Below are 18,033 nucleotides of genomic sequence, written 5' to 3' on the forward strand. Positions count from 1 at the left end.
ACTCGGTACCAAAGGACCGGACGCATATGCACAAAGGGCCGGAGGCTATGCCTCCGGCCCTTTTCGCCGTCCGCGGCTCCCGGCTGGGCCGGGGCTCGCGCGGTCTTACTTCTGCTCGGCCAGGAAGGCGATCAGGTCGGCACGCTTGGCGTCGTCCTTCAGGCCGGCGAAGGCCATGGTGCCGCCCGGGACGACTTCCTTCGGGGCCTTGATGTAGGCGTCCAGGTTCTCAGCGGTCCAGGTCAGGCCGCCGGCGGCCTTTTCCTTCATCGGACCAGAATACTTGAAGCCATCGACCGCAGCGGCCTGACGGCCGACGACGCCGTGCAGCGACGGACCGACCTTGTTCTTGCCCTGCTCGGTGGTGTGGCAGGCCATGCAAACCTTGAAGACATCCTTGCCGGCGGCGGCATCGGCGGCCTGAGCGGCACCGGCACCCGTCACGATCGCGGCCAGGGTGGCTACGCCCATCAACAGCTTCTTCATACTTCGGCTTCCCTTCCGATGGATCGACCGGCCGACGGCGCCGACCGGAATCGCGCGGCAGCATACACAATCCAGGGGTATGTCAAACCCCTTTGATGCGGCCGTACGACCAATGAACAATCTGTCACACTAGTGAATCAAAGCAAGCGACGCGAGCAGAACCACAACCAACAGCAGTGCAGCCCACGGAACGTAGAAACCGCCGCTGCCGCCACCCATCGCCCCCGCGATCCGGCTGCCGAGCCCACTGCCGAGCCCACTGCCGAGCCCGGTCGGCAGAGGCAGCGGGATCTCCGGCGGCGGCTCCGCCATGCGGGTCGCGGGCTTCGACTGGGAGGTCGCGGCAGTTGTCGTGGTGTCGGAATAGACGGCCGGCCGGACGGCCGGTTTGGCGCCAACCGGTTCGGCTGCGACCGTGGGCGTCACCGCCGGAGCCGCTTCGGCATCGGAAGCGCCCGCATCCACCGCCTCCTGTTCGGGCGCCGCCTCGGCCGGCGCCGGTCCGACGATCCGGGTGAAGCGGGCGAAGAACTCCTCCGCCATCTTGCGGGCGGTGGCGTCGACCAGCCGCGATCCGATCTGCGCCAGCTTGCCGCCGACCTGCGCCTTGGCGGTGTAGGTCAGCAGGGTGGCCCCGCCGTCGTCGGACAGCGACACGGTGGCGCCGCCCTTGCCGAAACCGGCGGCTCCGCCCGATCCCTCGCCGGTGATGGTGTAGCCGTTGGGCGGGTCGAGGTCCGACAGCGTGACCTTGCCGGCGAATTTGGCGCTGACCGGTCCGACCTTGGCGACGACCTTGGCGGTCATCTCGGTGTCCGACTGCCGGACCACCTCCTCGCAGCCGGGGATGCACTGGCGCAGGATGTCCGGATCGTTCAGCGCCGCCCACACCGCCTCGCGGTTGGCCTCGATCCGGTGGCTTCCGCTCATATCCATGGTTCGTGGTTCCTCCAACCCTATGCCGACCCTGATGCGGCCCTTAGCGGCCGTCGGTCCCCGGCCATGGCCGGAATTTCCGGGGCCGGGGTTCATGTCGAGAATACGGGATCGGCCGGTGCCGCGACAGTCCCGACCGCCTCGTCTCTAAGTCTTATGGGCGCGAAGACCCGGCGGCCATGCAGTTGCTGACGATCGGCGTGCAGGCCGACAGCGAGGCACCCGCGGGGTAGCTGACCTGCTCCACCGTGCCGCGCGGGCCGACCACCACCGTCGCCTCGCATCCGGTCGTGGTGCTGCCGCCGACCGGCACCCCGAAGCCGAGGCCGAGCCCCACCCCGCCGCTGCCGCCGAAGCTGCCGGCGCCGATGCCGATGCTGCTGCCGGGGCTGTAGGCGGCCGTCGGGCGCGCCACATAGGTGTAGTATTCCCGGCCCGACGCCATCGCCTGACGGTCCGGCACGCCGGCGCAGGCCAGCAGGTCGGCCTTCGGCATGCCGATCATGGCGGTCTGGGCGCGCCGCGCCACTTCGGGATCGGGGCCGGTGGCGCAGCCCGCAAGGATGGCGGCCGTGCCGCCGAGAAGGATCACCGCAGCGCCCATGCTCCGTATGCGGCCCATGTCTCGTCCTCCACCAGGATATCGTGTCATTTCCGGGTTCATCTCAACCGGTTGATATGATGCTGAAACCCCGCCGCCGCCCGTCCGTTCCCGAAGGGCCGGAGCGGCACCCGCATGACGGGCGACATGACGGGCGGGCGGAGATTTGCTAGGAGTTCCGCCACACGCCCATCCCAGCACATCAGGACCGCCGACGCCATGGCCGAGCTTACGCCTACCTCCTCCTCTCCCGTCACCGTCCATCTGGCGCTGGGCGGCAACATGGGCGACCGCGCCGCCAATCTGGCCGAGGCGATCCGTCGGCTGGGAGAGGCGGTTGAGATCGACGCGCAGTCGGCGCTCTACGAGACCGCGCCGATGTACGTGACGGACCAGCCGGCCTTCCTCAACATGGCGGTGCGCGGCACCACGCAGCTGGCCCCTCGGGCGCTGCTGCATTTCCTCAAGGACATCGAATCGACGCTGGGCCGCGATCAGGGCGGGCTTCGCTTCGGCCCGCGTCCCATCGACATCGACATCCTGCTCTATGCCGACCGGGTGCTGACCGAACCGGATCTGGAAATCCCCCACCCCCGCATGGCGGAGCGCGCCTTCGTCCTCTGCCCGCTGGCGGACATCGCCGCCGATGTCCTGCATCCGGTGCTGAACCGCCGCATCGATGCGCTATGCGACGCGGTGCCGGGGCGGGAGACCGTGTTGCGGATCGCCGAAGGGATCTGAGCGCCCACAACCGACCCAGTGCGGTGGCAAGCGGCGGCGGCACCGCTTATAGTGCCGGCCTGAATGCAATGCCGGTGGCGGACCGCCGGCCGGGAGAGCGTGTTGTCGGACGATAGCGCAAAACGGGCCGTCATGGTCCAGCCGGGCGGCGCGCCGCTCACCTACACCATCCTGGTGCGCGGCTTCGCGGCGCCGGTCGCCATCGCCGGCCGCGCCGACCGGCCGCGGGTGTCCTTCGACCTGACGCTGACCGTCACCCATCCCGGCCCCGGCTTTCCGGACGACATCGCCGCCGTGATGTCTTACGAGGACATCGTCGAAGACTTGCGCCGTCTTTGTGCCGAATCCGATGTACCCGGTCCGGACTATCTTGCCGACCGCGCCGCGGAGCTTTGCCTGTCCCATGCGAAAGTCCGCCGGGTCCAGGCGGACGTTACGATTCCCGCCCCCGACTCCGGCGGTCCCTCCGCCGGGGCAAGCCTGACGCGGGCCCGTCCGGGACAGGGGTGATCAGTAACGGCGATGATCCGCCGACCGGCGGCGGCGCCGACCATTACTGAATCACGGAAAGATATAGCGCTTATTGACAAAAGGACGGGTGACAATACCACTCCGGCTGCGGTATGGTCGCCATATTGTATTTTCAACGCACAATCCGGATCAAAGGGGCTATATCCCCGGCGGCAATCCGGATGCCGAAAGCCGAGACGAGCGCGCAGCAGGGATTAGGCCAATCGCCATTGCCGGCTTCGACCGTCCGCCGATCCCCCTTCCGGGACGGCCACGGTGATCGGAGGCCGGACCAAAAGGGAGGGACGCATGGACCGGAACACGACGCCGACCCTTTCCGAATTGCTCGCCGATCCGATCGTGATCGCCGTCATGGCGCGCGACGGGATCAGCCCCGACAGCATCCAGCAGCTGTTCGAACGCCTTCGCCGGAGCCGACGAGTACAGGAGCAGCGGCTCGCCGCCTGACCCTGCCTCTTCCTGACCCGACCGCCTGACGATCGCGCAGGCGAAGGGCAGGTAGGCACAGGGCAAGCAGGCGGAGGGCAAGGCGGCCGTCGCGCCCCCATCGGCCCCCTCGTCGGCCCCCTCGTCGGATGGAACCGGTCACTGGCCGCCCGGCCAGAACATGTCGGCTGGATCCCTTTCCAAACAAACTCGGCCATCCGACAGGTCCTTCCCTAGCAGGGATCACCCGAAACGCGAAGCACCGCCGAACCGGCTTGATGTCCGGAACGGCGGTGTTTGCGCTTGTGCGTTTTGGATGGAAGGGGAGAGGATCGGATCGCCCCCCTCAGCCCTCACTCGGCCGGATGGGCGGGCGGATGGACCGCGCCATGCGCTACGCCCACCCCTTCCCCCTCATCCTGCATCGGCTTCTTGCGGGCAAGATAGCTGTAGACCGTCGGCACGACGAACAGGGTCAGCAGCGTGCCCAGCGTCATGCCGCCGACGATCACGGCGCCGATCGCCTGCCGGCTTTCCGCGCCCGCGCCCTCGGCATAGGCCAGCGGCAGAGCCCCCAGCACCATGGCGCCGGTGGTCATCAGGATCGGGCGCAGGCGCAGGACGGCCGCTTCCTCCACCGCCTTGCGGATGTCGGTGCCGGCGCGCTGGAGCTGGTTGGCGAACTCCACGATCAGGATGCCGTGCTTGGTGATCAGGCCGACCAGGGTGACGAGTCCGATCTGGCTGTAGACGTTCATCGTCCCGCCGCTCATCTGCAAGGCGGCGAGCGCGCCGGTCATCGACAGCGGCACGGTCAGCATGATGACGAAGGGGTCGACGAAGCTCTCGAACTGCGCGGCCAGAACCAGATAGATGAAGGCCAGCGCCAGCACGAAGACGAAATAGAGCCCGGTCGCCGACTCGCGGAATTCGCGGCTCTGCCCGGCATAGTCGGTCTGGGCGGTGGCCGGCAGCACCTTGTTCGCCGCCGCCTGCATGACCCCCAGCGCCTCGCCCAGCGAGGTCCCCGGCGCCAGCGTCGCGGTGATGGTGGCGGAGCGCAGCTTGTTGAAGTGGTTCAACTCCTTGGGCGCAACCCGCTCCTCGACCTTCACCAGATTGGCGAGCGAGATCATCTGGCCCGCTCCGCCGGTGGCCGAGGTGCCGCCGCGGACATAGATGCCGGCGATGTCGTCCGGGTTGCGGCGGTCGATGTTGGCGACCTGGACGATCACGTCATACTGCTTGCCGTCCTTCTTGAACCGCGTCACCTGTCGCCCACCCAGCAGGGTTTCCAGCGTGCGGCCCACGGTGTCGACATCCACCCCCAGATCGGCCGCCTTGTCGCGGTCCAGCGACACCTTCAGTTCCGGCTTGTTCAGCTTCAGGTCGGTGTCAAGGTTGACCAGGCCGGGGAATTTGCGGGCCTCCGCCATCATGGCGTTGACCATCGCCTGCAACTCCTCGAAGGGCAGCGAGGTCTGGATGACGAAGTTCACCGGCTTCTCGGTCGGGCTCTGGCCCAGCGACGGCGGGTTGGTGACGAAGCCCATGATGCCGGGGATGCCGAACATCTTGGGGGAACAGCTGTGCGGTGACCGCCTGCTGCTTCACGTCGCGCAGGTCCCAGTCGATCAGGCGGACAAAGGCGATGCCCTGGTTGACCACGGGGAAGCCGACGACGACGAAGAACTTTTCCAGCACCGGGATTTGCCGGAACAGCGCCTCCATCTGCTGGGCATAGCCCATCGTGTAGTCCAGCGTGGAGCCTTCCGGCGCGATGGCGATGCCGACGATCGTGCCGCGGTCCTCCACCGGCGCCAGTTCCGACTTCAGCCCGGTGAACAGGCCGTAGCTCGCCGCGGCGACGCCGAAGCCGATCAGCAGCACCAGCGGCCGCGCCCGCAGCGACAGGCGCAGCAGGCCGCGGTAGCCGTTGGTCATCCCCTCCAGCAGGCGTTCGATGGCGCGGTAGAGGATGCCGTGCTTGGTCTCATGCTTCAGCAGCTTGGAACACATCATCGGCGAGAGCGTCAGCGCCACGAAGCCCGACACGATGACCGCCCCGGCCAGCGTCAACGCGAACTCGGTGAACAGCCGCCCGGTGCGGCCGGTCATGAAGCCGATGGGCGCATAGACCGCCGCCAGCGTGATGGTCATGGCGATGACGGCGAAGCCGATCTCGCGCGACCCCTTCAGCGCCGCCTGGAAGGGGTGCATCCCCTCCTCGACATAGCGGAAGATGTTCTCCAGCATGACGATGGCGTCATCGACCACGAGGCCGATGGCCAGCACCATCGACAGCAGGGTCAGCGTGTTGATGGAGAAGCCGAAGGCGTACATCAGGGCGAAGCCGCCGATCAGCGACACCGGGATGGTCACCAGCGGCACCAGCGTCGCCCGCAGCGAGCGCAGGAAGAAGAAGATGACCAGAACGACCAGGATGATCGCTTCGAAGATGGTGTGGAACACCGCATCGATCGACTTGGCGATGAAGACGGAGCTGTCGTAGCCGACATCCACCCCCATCCCGTCCGGCACCGCCGCGCGAATCTTGGGCAGCGCGTCGTTGACCGCCTTCGACACGTCCAGCGGGTTGGCGGTGGATTGCTTCACCACGCCGATGGCGACGGCGCCGCGGCCGTTGAACCGGGCGCTGACCCGCTCGTCCAGCGCCCCCAGCTCCGCCCGGCCGACGTCGCGCAGGCGGACCAGATAGCCGGAATCATCGCGAAGGATGATGTTCTCGAACTCGGCCGGGCTGCGCAGGTCGGTCTCCGACACCACGGTGAACTCGCGCGCCACGCTTTCGACGCGGCCCGGCCGGGATTTCGACGTTCTGCCGGCGCAGCGCGTTCTCGACATCCTGCGGCGTCACCCGGTAGGCGGCCATCCGCTGCGGTCGAGCCACAGCCGCATGGCGAAGCGGCGCTCGCCGAAGATGCGGACCTGGGCGACGCCGGGCAGGTTCTGCAGCCGGTCCTTGACGTAGCGGTCGGCGAAATCGGTCACCTCCAGCGGCGAATGCCGGTCGGAGGAGAAGGCCAGATAGATGATCGGCTGGGCGTCGGCCTCGACCTTGGCGATCACCGGCTCGTCGATCTCGCCGGGAAGCTGGGCACGGACGCGGCCCACCCGGTCGCGCACGTCGCTGGCGGCGACATCGACATTGCGGTCCAGCCGGAAACGCAGGGTGATCTGAGACTTCTCCGCCCGGCTGATCGAGGACATCACGTCGATGCCCTCGATGCCGGCGAGGCTGTCCTCCAGCGTCTGGGTCACCTGGCTTTCGATGATCTGGGCCGAGGCGCCCTTGTAGGTCGTCTCAACGGTGACGACCGGCTCGTCGATCTTCGGATATTCGCGCACCGACAGGCGCTGGTACGACACGATGCCGATCAGCATCAGGGCGAGGCTCATCACCGTCGCCAGCACCGGGCGGCGGATGGAAATGTCGGAGAGGACCATCGCCTCAGCTCCCCGTCGACTTGTTGGCGGCCGGCTTGGCCGGGACCACGGCAACCGGCACGCCGTCGCGGATCTTCAGCTGGCCGGCGGTGACCACCATGTCGCCGGGGGCGAGACCCTTGGAAATCTCCACCTCCGCATTGCGGCGTTCGCCCAGCACGACGCGGGTCTGGGCCACCTTGCCGTCGACCACCTTGAAGACGAACTGGTCCTTGCCGAAGGCGACGATCGCCTGTTCCGGCACCAGCACGGCGTCCGGCACCGTGGTCAGAGTCAGCGACACGCGGGCGAACAGGCCGGGGCGCAGCGAGCCGTCCGGGTTCGGCACCCGGGCGCGGATCGCCAGCGCGCGGCCGTTCACGTCCACCAGCGGGTCGATGGCATAGACCGTGCCGTCGAAGCCGCGCCCGCCGAACGCATCGACCGCCACCTTCACCGTCTGGCCGACCTTCACTGCCGGCAGGAACATCTCCGGCACGCGGAAGTCCAGCTTCAGCGTGTCGATGTCCTCCAGGTTCACGATGTCCTTGCCGGCCTGGACGAAGTCCCCGACCGACACCTTGCGCAGGCCCAGCACCCCGTCGAAGGGCGCGGTGATCACCTGCTTGTCGAGCTGCGCCTTGGCCAGTTGCACCGCCGCCTCGTCGGCCAGCAGCTTGGCCGAGGCCTGTTCGCGGTTGCGCAGGGGGCCGGTGTTCTGGCGGACCAGCTGGTCGGCGCGCGACAGCTCGGCGCGGGAGAAGGCGATGCTCGCTTGGGCCTGGGCCAGCGTGGCGCGGGCGATGGCGTCGTCCAGCCGGACCAGCACGCTGCCCTTGGCGACGCGCTGCCCCTCCTTGAAGGCGATCTCGCTGATGCGCCCGGCGATCTCCGGACGGATCACCACCGATTCGTTGGACAGCAGCGATCCGACCGCGGTAACGGTCCGCTCCACCGTGCCGATGCGGACGGGGACGGCCTCCACCGGCATCGGCGGGGCGCCGCCCGGCGGTTTGGCTCCTCCGGACGCGCCGCCCGCTGCGCCGCCGGCAGCCGGAGCACCGCCGGAAACGGCGCCGCTCAGCATCGCGGTCAGGCCGGCGACGGTGCCGCCCTGCTTCACGAAATACCAGTAGGCCCCACCGGCGAGAACCGCCAGGACGAGGAGAGCAGCGATGCGAAGCGTGTGGCGCATGGGACCGGGACCCGGACGAGTTTCACCTTGCCGCAGCGCAACCGAAAAGCGCGCGAGGCAAACTGAACTATATCGTTCAGTTCACATCCGATGTCGAGAAGGTTCAACCATCCGAACCGTCCGCCGGACCGTTTATGGCCGCCACGTCCCGACGGTCGCCATTCTCAAGCCTGCCCGCCCGCATCGGGACGGTCCGTCCGCCGCACAGCGTCACCCACAGGTCGGCGGGATCGCCGGCCGCCACCGCTCCGCCGTCGCCGATCCGGCGGACCATGCCGCCGTCGAGGTCGAGACCGGGGGCGCAGCAGGGCGACTCGCCTGCCGGGACCAGCGCCCGCACCCGTCCATCCTCGATCCGGATATCACGCAGCCCATCGGGAACCCGCGCGTTCTTCAGCCAGAACTTGCCATTGGCGGGAATGCGGGCGAGGCAGCAGGTCGGGGCGCTCATGGGGATTACCCGTGTCCGGTCCGGCGGTGTGCGACACACCAAAGCTGACACAAAATGGCAAAGCAAAGCCAGCGGGAGCTTGGTGGTTAAGAGCTTACCCCTTCCCCAGCGCCAGGAACTCCTGGAAATTGGCGCAGCGCCCGGCCCGGAAGGCGGCCTCGTATGCGGCGTTGCGGGCGCGCTTGGCGGCGATGGCCTGCGTGAACCGGCGACGCAGCGCTTCGTCCCGGATGCCCAGCCCGTCGCCGGCCAGCCGGTCCAGCACATGGCGGTAGCAGCGCTCCGCCCGCTCCCCGCTGTCGGCGGAGAAGGTGATCGAGCCGGCGCGCTGGCGGTATTCGTACAAGGTCCTCGCCACCAGCGGCACCGGACCGGCGGCGTCGAGCACCCGGACATTGAACACCACGTCGTCGCAGAAATTCACATCCTCGTCCCAACCCGGCACCAGATCGCGCCGCACCACCGGGAACATCGGCACCGAGGTCGCCAGGAACCCTTCGCCGTCCAGCCGTAACGGTGCCTGACCCTCCCGATACAGCCGCAGCAGCGGCGAATCGTCCTCGTCGCGCACCACGGCGACATTGTCGAAGGCCGCACCGTGGGCCAGTGCCAGCGGCGCCAGGGCGGAGAGGCGTCCGGGGAGAAACCGGTCGTCGGCATCCAGCGGCGCCACCAGCGCCAGCCGCGCCGCCGCCAGCCCGGCATTGCGGGCGGCGGGCGCCCCGGCGCCCGCCCGCCCGGTGCCGGTGAAGACCAGCCGCGGGTCGTCGATTCCGGCGGCCTGCAGGGTCGGGCGGTAATCGGTGCCGTCGTCGCTGACGATCACCGCCTCCCATGCCGTCCAATCCTGGTCCAGCAGGCTTTGCACCGCCCGGACGATGGTATCGTGGGCGCAATGGGCGGCGATGATCACCGAAACGCCCGTCACCGTATCGTCGGGCGTCTCGCCGGGCACGCCGCGCCCCGTTCCAATCCCGTGCATTCCGCCGCCCCCACGCCTACTCGGGCGAGCAGTTTGGCTGCGGGCGGCGAACGGCGTCAATGGCGCAGAGCCGTGCCGTTCCCGTGCCCCGACCGGGATTTCGAACCGCCTCTTACCTGCCCCACTGCCGCGTGGTAGGAATGGGCGTCGTGCCTGCGACCTTGGAGGACACCCTCGTGTTCGGCGAGTTGAACAGTGGAACAGGGCCGGAAAGCCGTTGCACGGCGTTTCAAACGTTCCATCCGGCCGCGGCTCCGCCCATCGATTTTGCCCCGCCGGACGTTGAACATGAAGCCCGGACGGGCTATGTGGTGAAGCAGGCAAGGCGCATGCGGCAGCGGGACGGCAGTCGGGGCACCCCTCCGGCAGCGCATCCCGGTCCCGATACCCCGCTTCCGATACCAGGGAGAAGAACATCAATGGCGCAGGTCGGATACACCCGGTTCGACGACGAACCCGAAAAGGAACCGGACGAGAAGTCGAAGGAAAGCGCCCAGCCGCAGTTCGCCGCCGTGCAGCAGAGCCTGTTCAAGGCGCGCACGGTCCTGATCTTCGGTCAGATCGACATGAAGCTGGCGCAGGTCGTCTCGGCCCAGTTGCTGGCGCTCGCCCATGAGAACGACGACGACATCACCATCGTGGTCAACTCGCCGGGCGGCCACGTCGAGGCGGGCGACACCATCCACGACATGATCCGCTTCATCAAGCCGCGGGTGAAGATGCTGGGTACGGGCTGGGTCGCCAGCGCCGGTTGCCACATCTATCTGGCGGCGAAGAAGGAAGACCGGTTCTGCCTGCCGAACACCCGCTTCCTGATCCACCAGCCGCTGGGCGGAACGGGCGGCCGGGCGACGGACATCGCCATCGAGGCGAAGGAAATCATCCGGATGCGCGAGCGTCTGAACAAGATCATCGCGCGCGAGACCGGGCAGCCTTTCGAAAAGGTCGCCAAGGATACGGACCGGAACTATTGGATGCAAGCCGACGAGGCCAAGGAATACGGCATCGTCACCCATGTCATCGACACGATGGACGAGTTGAAGTAACCGTTCGTTCCGACGGACATTGAAAAGGGGCTTTCCTCCAGCTGGAGGAAAGCCCCTTTTTCTTTCATCAGTGCGTTAAGCGGCAAGAGCTTTGGAAAAGCCGGCCTTCAGACAGAAACGTCCAGCAGCGATCCGCGTTTGCGATAGCCTTGCCCGTTCACCTGGGCGGTCAACGCGTTGGCGACGGTGTCCACCGACTGGCTGCCCTGGGTGGCGGTGCGCGTCTCACGCGCCTGGTCGGCCTTGCCGGCGGCCTGGGGAGCGGCAATGGTCTGGGTACGGACCGGCGGAGCCGTCTGCTGTGCCGCCTGCACCGCCGGAGACATCGCGATCTGCACCGCGGGCGTCTGCGGGTTTGGCTTCAGCGTCTGGAAAGACGGTATGGCCGGGTTGAGCTGCATATAAGAAATATGCGCTTATCCAGCGCAGGATTCAAGAAGCCCAGCCGTAGCTTTCCCCCGGCCTCAGGGCGTTTCGGGAACCGCCGCTGCGGACGGCGATGCCGGAACCGCGGCGGCCTTCGCCGGCAGCCGCCGGGTCCGCCGGCGCTCCAGCACCGCCGCCAGCGCAAGCAGCAGGGCGATGCCGCCCAGATTGACCGCCAGCACCATCGCCGCCCCCTTCCCCGCCATCAGCAGCGCAGTTCCGGTGATGGACAGCACGACCCCGACGCAGAAGACCGGCAGCGAATGCCGTCCGCAGGCGGTCAGCAGCCGCGCAGGCGCCGAGCGCAGCCATCCCGCATCCCGCGGCACCAGCAGCGCCGCCGCGCAGGCGAGCGCCAGGAAATGCAGAAGGCGCATCGGACCCAGCGTGTCCTTGTCCGCCCAGGGGATCGTCTGCTCCGGCAACCAGCCATGCAGCCCTGCCGGAACCAGCGCCCGGCCGATGTCGGAGGCCGCCCCCTTCCACAGAGCCATGCCCACCACCACCGCCAGCGCCGCCGCCAGCAGCCAGGGGGAGCGCGGCAGCGTCACTTTGCCGCTGCGCACCACCAGCGCCAGGCTGGTGCCGAGGAAGAACACGCACTGCCAGGCCAGCGGGCTGAAGTTCCAGCTTCCCTCCCACAGGTTGGGCGGCATCAGGCCGGGTGCCGCCTGGGCGAGCAGATAGAGCGCCACCGACCCCGCCACCGCCGCCATGCCGAAGCGGGCGTAGGACCACAGGAACAGCGGCGCCGCCGCCACCAGCAGGATGTAGAGCGCCAGGATGTCGAGCGCGAAGGGCAGGTACATCAGCACCAGATGCCACGCCATCGCCACGACCGGGCTGTCGAACAGCGGCGCGAAGCTCTGCAGCCGATTGGAGGCCTCCATCGGCAGGTCGCCGACATGAACCGCCAGCGCCACCACCAGCGCGCTGACCAGCATGGTGGCGATGTTGGCCGCCCACAGCTGCCGGCAGCGGCCGAGCGCCTTGCGCTGGCAGGCCGCGAATCCGCGCTCCGCCAGCACCGGGCCATAGGCCAGGGCTATGGCATAGCCGGAGATGAAGACGAAGATCTCCGCCGAATCGGACGGGCCGAACCGGCCGGGCGTCACCTTGGCCAGCGGATTTCCGCCCACATGGTTGATGAAGATGATCAGAAGGGCCACGCCCTTGAACAGATCGAGCCGGACGTCGCGAGCCTGACGTTGCTGCATGCGGCTGTGCCTCTCCTGCTGTCGCGGGGCTTCCTGCCGGGGAATTGGCCGGGCAGGACTGGCCGCTCACCACCTTCGGCAAGGGCGCACGAATCGCGGCGACGCAGGACCACTGCCGGTCCGGCATCGCCACGGGGGACTTAGTCCACCATGGCCATTTTCACCGGCCGGGTGTCCAACGCGATGGGGGGATCCTTCCATCGCTGCGCGGGAGAGGAAAAGCGTTACGCCCATCTTGCGGCGGTTGTGGAGACCAACCCGGAATCGGGCGAACCCGAAAAGACAGGAACCTGCCATTGGCGGCTTTGTTAGGGATGTGGGGCCAAATCCAAGCAGAAGCTGCCAAACAGAAGCCACCAAACAAAAGCCGGGGACATCAGTCCATGATCGCCGACCCGAACGATCCGCTGCCGCACCCCATGCCGATGTCGGATGTCAGGCGCGGCCCCGGCCGGACCCTGCTGCTGGGCGGGGTCTGCCTGGGTTTCGCACTGGGCGGCTTCTTCGACGGGATCCTGCTGCACCAGATCCTGCAATGGCACCACCTGCTCTCCGGCCTCGCCGATCCGGCCTTTGCCGACATCAGGGTCCAGATCCTGGCGGATGGACTGTTCCATGCGCTGATGTACGTGATCGCCGCGGTGGGGCTGTGGCTGCTGTGGCGCGGGCGCCGGGGGCTTGCCGAGGTGGGTGGGCGCCGGCTGATGGGCTGGGCGCTGGTCGGCTTCGGGGTCTGGCACATGCTGGACGGGTTGATGTCGCACTGGCTTCTGGGCCTTCACCGCATCCGCATGGACGTGGACGACAAGCTGTTCTGGGACCTGCTGTGGTTCTTCGCCTTCGGCGTCGCCGCGGTGGCGGCCGGCTGGTGGCTGACGCGGACCGGCAGTGGACGAGCCGGCGATGGTGGCATGCGGCGCGGCGCCGCACCGCTCCTGCTGGCGCTGTCGACGGGCATCGCCGGGGCAGTCGCCGCCCTGCCGCCGCCGGGGGGGACCGCCACGCTGGTGCTGTTCCGTCAGGGCACCGCACCGGCCGAGGCGCTCAGCGCCCTGGCCGCCGTGGATGGCCGCATGGTGTGGAGCGACCCCAGCGGGCGGCTCTGGGCCATCGACCTGCCGGAGGGTGGCAGCGCACTCGGACTCTATCGCAGAGGCGCGCTGCTGGTCAGCAACGGGGTGGTCCCCGCCGGGTGCCTGGACTGGTTCAGACAGGCACCCCGTCCGTCCGCCGACCCGGCTGTGTCGGCCGCGCTTTGACCGGCTTCCTGGCGGCAGGCCGGTTGGCGGGCCGCTGAGTCGCCTGGGCAGCCCGTCCGGCCAGCACCGCCTTGCGGACGGTCTGCATCGCCGCCGCCTCGATCTGGCCGATGCGCTGGCGCGACAGGTTGAAGCGCCGGCTGAGTTCGTCGGCAGTCACCGGTTCGTCCAGCAGGCGGCGGGCGATCAGAATCTGACGGTCGCGTTCGGTCAGCTTCTCCAGCCCCAGTGCGATCAGGCGCTTGTGCTGGATGCGCTCCTCCATCTCCGCAAGCGCCGTCTCCTGGTCGGCGCGGTCGTCGGCCAGCAGGTCCTGCCACTCCATCCCGCTCTCCTCGCCCACCGTGGCGTTCAGCGAGCGGTCGGCGGTGAGGCGGCGGTTCATCTCCACCACGTCGCGTTCCGGCAGGTCGAGCTCGGTGGCGATGGCAGTCGCCGTCTCTGGCGACAGGTCGCCGCTGTCCAACTCCTTCAGCTTGGCCTTCAGGTGGCGCAGGCTGAAGAACAGGGTGCGGTGCGCGGTGGTAGAGCCGATCTTCACCAGCGACCAGTTCTGCAGGACATGGTCCTGGATCGCCGCGCGGATCCACCAGTGCGCATAGGTGGAGAAGCGGAAGCCCTTGTCGGGATCGAACTTCCGCGCGGCGCGCATCAGCCCGATGTTGCCCTCCGCCACCAGATCGGCCAACGGCAGCCCATAGCGTCGGAAGCGCTTGGCGACGCCGACGACCAGACGCAGGTGTCCGCCGATCAGCCGGTCCAGCGCCTCGGCATCGTCATGGTCGCGCCAGCGGCGGGCAAGCTCCCGCTCCTCCTCGGCGGTGAGGATCTCGTAGCGGCGCATGTCTTTGAGGAAGAGGGTCAGCGGTTCGGCCGACCGGGTTTCGGGTTGCGGTTGGTTCCTGTTCGGCATGGAAAACTCCCTGCCCCGACCTCCCGTCGCTCTGCAAGGCCGCCGCCCGCCCTCCCGGTCAGCCGCAGACCGGGCAAGGTACAGGTCGGTCGGCGTCTGGCCCGGAGCCGGCCGCCATCGCGCCGATGCGCGGGGAGCGTCGCACGAAGGACGCCAATTTCAAGGATGTCGGGGACCACGCTGATGTGGGATCTTATGCATGCTAATCAAGGTCCCAGCGAGTCAATCGTCGCCCATGCTCCCCTCCGTCGCCGGGCGCACGCGCGCCTCTGCCGGGCGGCGCCGCAGCCGTTCGGTCAGGCGCTGGAAGGCGACGAACAGCACCGGCACGAAGATGATGCCGATCACCGTCGCCGCCACCATGCCGCCGAACACGGTGGTGCCGATCGACCGCCGGCTGGCCGCTCCGGCGCCGGTGGCGACCAGCAGCGGGACCGTGCCCAGGATGAAGGCCAGCGCCGTCATCAGCACGGCGCGGAAGCGCTGGCGGGCGCCGGCCACCGCCGCATCGACGATGGACCGGCCGTCGGCCCGCCGTTCCCGCGCGAACTCCACGATCAGGATGGCGTTCTTCGCCGCCAGACCGACCAGCAGAACCAGCCCGATCTGCGCATAGACGTCGTTCGGGAGCCCGGCAATCCACAGCCCGACACCGGCCCCCAGCACGGCGACCGCCACCGACAGCAGCACCGCCAGCGGCACCAGCCAGTCCTCGTACTGCGCCACCAGGAACAGGTAGCCGAACAGCAGGGCCAGCCCGAACACCATCAGGCCCTGGTTGCCGACCTGGCTCTCCTGATAGGACAGGCCGGTCCATTCGGTGGCGTAGCCCTGCGGCAGCGTGCTCTGCGCCACCGCCTGCATCCCGGTCAGCGCCTGTCCGGTGCTGATCCCGGCCGCCGGCTGGCCGTTGACCGAGGCGGACATGAACTGGTTGTAGCGGGTAATGCTGTCGGGGGCGAGGGTAGTACGGACGGAGACGAGGCTGCGCAGCGGCACCATGTCGCCGGTCTGGCTGCGGACATAGAGCTGGTCGATCTCCTTCACCTGATCGCGATAGCCGGCGGCGTCCTGCACCTTCACCTGAAAAACACGGCCGTACAGGTTGAAATCATTGACGTAGCTGGCTCCCAGATGAGCCTGCAGTGTGGTGAAGACGTCGGCCGGCGAGACCCCCAGCAGCGAGGCGCGGGTGCGGTCGACATCCAGATACAGATGCGGTACCTCCGCGCTGTAGGTGCTGAACACCGCCTGCAGGTTCGAATCCTGGTTGGCGGCGACCAGCAGGCCGCGCAGAACCGCACCCAATTCCTGCGGAGTCTGGCCGCCGGTGGCGAGCACGCGCAGATCGAAGCCGCCGGTGGCGCCCAACCCCGGAATGGAGGGCGGGTTGAAGGCGGTCACCGTTGCCTGCGGCATTGCGTTGAATCGCGGGCGCAAACTGCCGAGAATGGCGTCGACGGTCTGGTCGCTCCCCCGCTCCGCCCAGGGCTTCAGGGAGACGATGACGAGGCCGACATTGGAGCCCTGGCCGCTGAGGATGCTGAAGCCGGAAATGGCGATGACGTCGGCGACTCCCGGTTCCTGCTTGATGGTTTCGCTGACGCGATCCATCACGGTCTGGGTGCGGGTGACCGACGCGGCGCTGGGCAGCTGGACGTTGACGAAGAAATAGCCCTGGTCCTCCGCCGGCAGGAAGGCGGTGGGCAAGGCCCGCAGCAGGGCGAAGGCGCCGGCGGTGATCGCCACGAACAGCACGAGCCCGACGATCAGCCGTCGCCCAAGCCCATGGACCAGCCGGCCATAGCCATCGCGCACCCGGTCCAGCCCGCGATTGAAAGCCGCCAGCGGCCGCCAGGGTGCCGTCGGCGGGCGCAGCAGCAGGCCGCACAGCGCCGGACTGAGCGTCAGCGAGTTGATGCCGGAGATGATGAAGGACGCCGCGATGGTGACGGCGAACTGGCGGTAGAGCTGCCCTGTGATGCCCGGCAGGAAGGCCACCGGCACGAACACCGCCGCCAGCACCAGGGTGGAGGCGACGATGGCGCCGCTGACCTGCCCCATCGCCCTGCCCGCCGCCTCCCTTGCGGAAAGCTCCGGATGCTCCTCCATCACGCGGCGGACATTCTCCACCACCACGATGGCATCGTCGACGACCAAACCGATGGCAAGGATCAGCGCAAACAGCGTGATGGTGTTGGCGCTGTAGCCCAGGACCAGCAGCACGGCGAAGACGCCGATGATCGATACCGGGATCGCCAGCGTCGGAATCAGCGTCGCCCGCCAATCCTGCAGGAAGACGTAGATGACCACCACCACCAGCAGGAAGGTGATGCCCAGCGTCAGCACGATCTCTTCGATGGTCGCGGTAACGAAGTTGGTGGTGTTGAAGACGACCGCGTATTCCAGCCCCTCGGGGAAACGCTGCGACAGGCGCTGCAATTCCGCCTGCACCGAGTTGGCGACGTCCAGCGCGTTGGCTCCAGGCGACTGGTAGACGACCAGCGTCGCCGCGGGCGCGCCGTTCAGCTTGGACGAGGAGGTGTAGGACTGCGCCCCCAGCTCCACCCGCGCCACGTCGCTGAGGCGGACGATGCCGCCATTCTCGTTGCTGCGGATGATGATGTTGGCGAATTCCTGCGGATCGTTCAGCCGGCCGCGGGCGATGATGGTCAGCTGTTGCTGCTGGTCGCCGCCGATGGGCGGGGCGCCGATCTGGCCGGCAGGCGCCTGGACATTCTGATTCTGGATGGCGCCGATCACGTCCGAAGCGGTGATGCCAAGCGCCGTCATGCGGTCCGGGTTCATCCAGATGCGCATGCTGTAGTCCAAGGCACCCAGCACCTGCGCGTCGCCGACGCCGGGAACGCGGGCGATGGAATCGCGCAGGTTCAGGCTGGCATAGTTGGAGATGAAGATAGGATCGAATTTCCCGCCGGGCGCATAGACGTTCACCGCCATCAGCATGTTGGACGACTGCCGGCGCACGGTGACGCCCTGCCGCGTCACTTCTGATGGCAAGCTCGCAGTGGCGAGCGACATGCGGTTCTGCACGTTCACCGCGGCGATGTCCGGATCGGTGCCGGGGGCGAAGGTGATGGTCAGCGAATAGCTGCCGGTGTCGGTGCTGGTGGAGGACATGTAGAGCATGCCTTCCACGCCGTTCACCTGCGATTCGATGGGGGCGGCGACGCTGTCGGCCACCACCTGGGCATTGGCGCCGGGATATGTCGCGGACACCTGGACGGTGGGCGGGGTGATCGACGGATATTGCGCGACCGGGATGGCGGTCAGCGCCAGGAAGCCGGCGATCAGGGTGACGACCGCTATGACGATCGCCAGATTCGGACGGCGGATGAAGAGCGCGGAGAACATC

Annotated in this window: 17 protein-coding genes and 1 pseudogene; 6 read left to right on the forward strand and 12 right to left on the reverse strand. The window is 68.0% G+C overall.

Translation table 11 applies throughout. The features are described from left to right. Positions 1-105 precede the first annotated feature (105 nt). From F1643_RS07220 to F1643_RS07230, 3 genes are all read right to left on the reverse strand, one after another. Positions 106-486, reverse strand: coding sequence for a cytochrome c family protein (locus F1643_RS07220; RefSeq protein ID WP_194912249.1), 381 nt, complete (start codon positions 484-486; stop codon positions 106-108). 129 nt (positions 487-615) lie between these two features. Beyond that, positions 616-1,416 (reverse strand): carbon monoxide dehydrogenase subunit G, encoded by an 801-nt coding sequence (locus F1643_RS07225; RefSeq protein ID WP_255542502.1) that lies wholly within the window; start codon positions 1,414-1,416, stop codon positions 616-618. Between the two features lie 160 nt (positions 1,417-1,576). Beyond that, on the reverse strand, positions 1,577-2,044 hold the full coding sequence (locus tag F1643_RS07230) for a hypothetical protein (RefSeq protein ID WP_194912253.1): 468 nt from the start codon (positions 2,042-2,044) through the stop codon (positions 1,577-1,579). A 198-nt stretch (positions 2,045-2,242) separates the two neighbouring features. Here F1643_RS07230 and folK point away from each other — a divergent pair, with 198 nt between their 5' ends. The 3 genes from folK (at position 2,243) to F1643_RS07245 (ending at position 3,742) form a co-directional block, all read left to right on the forward strand. Further along, positions 2,243-2,764, forward strand: a complete 522-nt coding sequence (gene folK / locus F1643_RS07235; protein ID WP_194912255.1) for a 2-amino-4-hydroxy-6-hydroxymethyldihydropteridine diphosphokinase — start codon at positions 2,243-2,245, stop codon at positions 2,762-2,764. A 102-nt stretch (positions 2,765-2,866) separates the two neighbouring features. Next, positions 2,867-3,274, forward strand: a complete 408-nt coding sequence (locus F1643_RS07240) for a hypothetical protein (protein ID WP_194912259.1) — start codon at positions 2,867-2,869, stop codon at positions 3,272-3,274. A gap of 309 nt (positions 3,275-3,583) precedes the next feature. Then, on the forward strand, positions 3,584-3,742 hold the full coding sequence (locus F1643_RS07245; protein ID WP_167562495.1) for a hypothetical protein: 159 nt from the start codon (positions 3,584-3,586) through the stop codon (positions 3,740-3,742). Between the two features lie 332 nt (positions 3,743-4,074). Here the strand turns inward: F1643_RS07245 and F1643_RS22505 are convergent, their stop codons facing one another. From F1643_RS22505 to F1643_RS07265, 5 genes and pseudogenes are all read right to left on the reverse strand, one after another. After that, positions 4,075-5,295, reverse strand: coding sequence for an efflux RND transporter permease subunit (locus F1643_RS22505; protein WP_370540506.1), 1,221 nt, complete (start codon positions 5,293-5,295; stop codon positions 4,075-4,077). A gap of 76 nt (positions 5,296-5,371) precedes the next feature. Continuing rightward, a pseudogene (locus F1643_RS22510) lies at positions 5,372-7,189 on the reverse strand (efflux RND transporter permease subunit); the annotation flags it as partial. Positions 7,190-7,193: 4 nt separating this feature from the next. Beyond that, entirely contained in the window at positions 7,194-8,363 is a 1,170-nt protein-coding gene (locus F1643_RS07255) for an efflux RND transporter periplasmic adaptor subunit (RefSeq protein WP_194912260.1), read from the reverse strand. Between the two features lie 103 nt (positions 8,364-8,466). Then, positions 8,467-8,814 (reverse strand): hypothetical protein, encoded by a 348-nt coding sequence (locus F1643_RS07260; RefSeq protein ID WP_194912261.1) that lies wholly within the window; start codon positions 8,812-8,814, stop codon positions 8,467-8,469. A 94-nt stretch (positions 8,815-8,908) separates the two neighbouring features. Beyond that, on the reverse strand, positions 8,909-9,769 hold the full coding sequence (locus F1643_RS07265; RefSeq protein WP_370540507.1) for a glycosyltransferase: 861 nt from the start codon (positions 9,767-9,769) through the stop codon (positions 8,909-8,911). A 446-nt stretch (positions 9,770-10,215) separates the two neighbouring features. On the opposite strand from F1643_RS07265, the gene F1643_RS07270 reads away from it, so the two are divergent. Further along, positions 10,216-10,842 carry an ATP-dependent Clp protease proteolytic subunit gene (locus F1643_RS07270; RefSeq protein ID WP_194912266.1) on the forward strand — a complete coding sequence of 209 codons (627 nt, stop codon included), beginning with the start codon at positions 10,216-10,218 and terminating at the stop codon, positions 10,840-10,842. A 107-nt stretch (positions 10,843-10,949) separates the two neighbouring features. Here the strand turns inward: F1643_RS07270 and F1643_RS07275 are convergent, their stop codons facing one another. Beyond that, positions 10,950-11,243 (reverse strand): hypothetical protein, encoded by a 294-nt coding sequence (locus tag F1643_RS07275; protein ID WP_194912267.1) that lies wholly within the window; start codon positions 11,241-11,243, stop codon positions 10,950-10,952. A 63-nt stretch (positions 11,244-11,306) separates the two neighbouring features. Further along, positions 11,307-12,485, reverse strand: coding sequence for an OpgC family protein (locus tag F1643_RS07280; RefSeq protein WP_194912269.1), 1,179 nt, complete (start codon positions 12,483-12,485; stop codon positions 11,307-11,309). Between the two features lie 150 nt (positions 12,486-12,635). On the opposite strand from F1643_RS07280, the gene F1643_RS07285 reads away from it, so the two are divergent. Both F1643_RS07285 and F1643_RS07290 read left to right on the forward strand, forming a co-directional pair. Beyond that, positions 12,636-12,797, forward strand: a complete 162-nt coding sequence (locus tag F1643_RS07285; RefSeq protein WP_194912271.1) for a hypothetical protein — start codon at positions 12,636-12,638, stop codon at positions 12,795-12,797. Positions 12,798-12,868: 71 nt separating this feature from the next. Continuing rightward, positions 12,869-13,744, forward strand: coding sequence for a DUF2243 domain-containing protein (locus F1643_RS07290; RefSeq protein ID WP_206692389.1), 876 nt, complete (start codon positions 12,869-12,871; stop codon positions 13,742-13,744). Here the strand turns inward: F1643_RS07290 and F1643_RS07295 are convergent. Continuing rightward, complete coding sequence (locus F1643_RS07295; protein WP_194912272.1) at positions 13,692-14,657, reverse strand: RNA polymerase factor sigma-32; 966 nt, start codon at positions 14,655-14,657, stop codon at positions 13,692-13,694. The two genes, F1643_RS07290 and F1643_RS07295, sit on opposite strands and share 53 nt — an antisense overlap. A gap of 222 nt (positions 14,658-14,879) precedes the next feature. Next, entirely contained in the window at positions 14,880-18,032 is a 3,153-nt protein-coding gene (locus F1643_RS07300; RefSeq protein WP_194912274.1) for an efflux RND transporter permease subunit, read from the reverse strand. Between the last annotated feature and the right edge of the window lies 1 nt (position 18,033).

Origin of the sequence: Azospirillum sp. INR13 (assembly GCF_015390205.1) — a bacterium.
GTDB lineage: Bacteria > Pseudomonadota > Alphaproteobacteria > Azospirillales > Azospirillaceae > Azospirillum.

What these genes read in the sequence shown, in the direction of transcription:
- F1643_RS07220 (WP_194912249.1), bottom strand. Translation starts at nt 486, where the DNA reads ATGAAGAAGCTGTTGATGGGCGTAGCCACCCTGGCCGCGATCGTGACG.
- F1643_RS07225 (WP_255542502.1), bottom strand. Translation starts at nt 1,416, where the DNA reads ATGAGCGGAAGCCACCGGATCGAGGCCAACCGCGAGGCGGTGTGGGCG.
- F1643_RS07230 (WP_194912253.1), bottom strand. Translation starts at nt 2,044, where the DNA reads ATGGGCCGCATACGGAGCATGGGCGCTGCGGTGATCCTTCTCGGCGGC.
- folK (WP_194912255.1), top strand. Translation starts at nt 2,243, where the DNA reads ATGGCCGAGCTTACGCCTACCTCCTCCTCTCCCGTCACCGTCCATCTG.
- F1643_RS07245 (WP_167562495.1), top strand. Translation starts at nt 3,584, where the DNA reads ATGGACCGGAACACGACGCCGACCCTTTCCGAATTGCTCGCCGATCCG.
- F1643_RS22505 (WP_370540506.1), bottom strand. Translation starts at nt 5,295, where the DNA reads ATGTTCGGCATCCCCGGCATCATGGGCTTCGTCACCAACCCGCCGTCG.
- F1643_RS07255 (WP_194912260.1), bottom strand. Translation starts at nt 8,363, where the DNA reads ATGCGCCACACGCTTCGCATCGCTGCTCTCCTCGTCCTGGCGGTTCTC.
- F1643_RS07260 (WP_194912261.1), bottom strand. Translation starts at nt 8,814, where the DNA reads ATGAGCGCCCCGACCTGCTGCCTCGCCCGCATTCCCGCCAATGGCAAG.
- F1643_RS07270 (WP_194912266.1), top strand. Translation starts at nt 10,216, where the DNA reads ATGGCGCAGGTCGGATACACCCGGTTCGACGACGAACCCGAAAAGGAA.
- F1643_RS07275 (WP_194912267.1), bottom strand. Translation starts at nt 11,243, where the DNA reads ATGCAGCTCAACCCGGCCATACCGTCTTTCCAGACGCTGAAGCCAAAC.
- F1643_RS07280 (WP_194912269.1), bottom strand. Translation starts at nt 12,485, where the DNA reads ATGCAGCAACGTCAGGCTCGCGACGTCCGGCTCGATCTGTTCAAGGGC.
- F1643_RS07285 (WP_194912271.1), top strand. Translation starts at nt 12,636, where the DNA reads ATGGCCATTTTCACCGGCCGGGTGTCCAACGCGATGGGGGGATCCTTC.
- F1643_RS07290 (WP_206692389.1), top strand. Translation starts at nt 12,869, where the DNA reads ATGATCGCCGACCCGAACGATCCGCTGCCGCACCCCATGCCGATGTCG.
- F1643_RS07295 (WP_194912272.1), bottom strand. Translation starts at nt 14,657, where the DNA reads ATGCCGAACAGGAACCAACCGCAACCCGAAACCCGGTCGGCCGAACCG.
- F1643_RS07300 (WP_194912274.1), bottom strand. Translation starts at nt 18,032, where the DNA reads ATGTTCTCCGCGCTCTTCATCCGCCGTCCGAATCTGGCGATCGTCATA.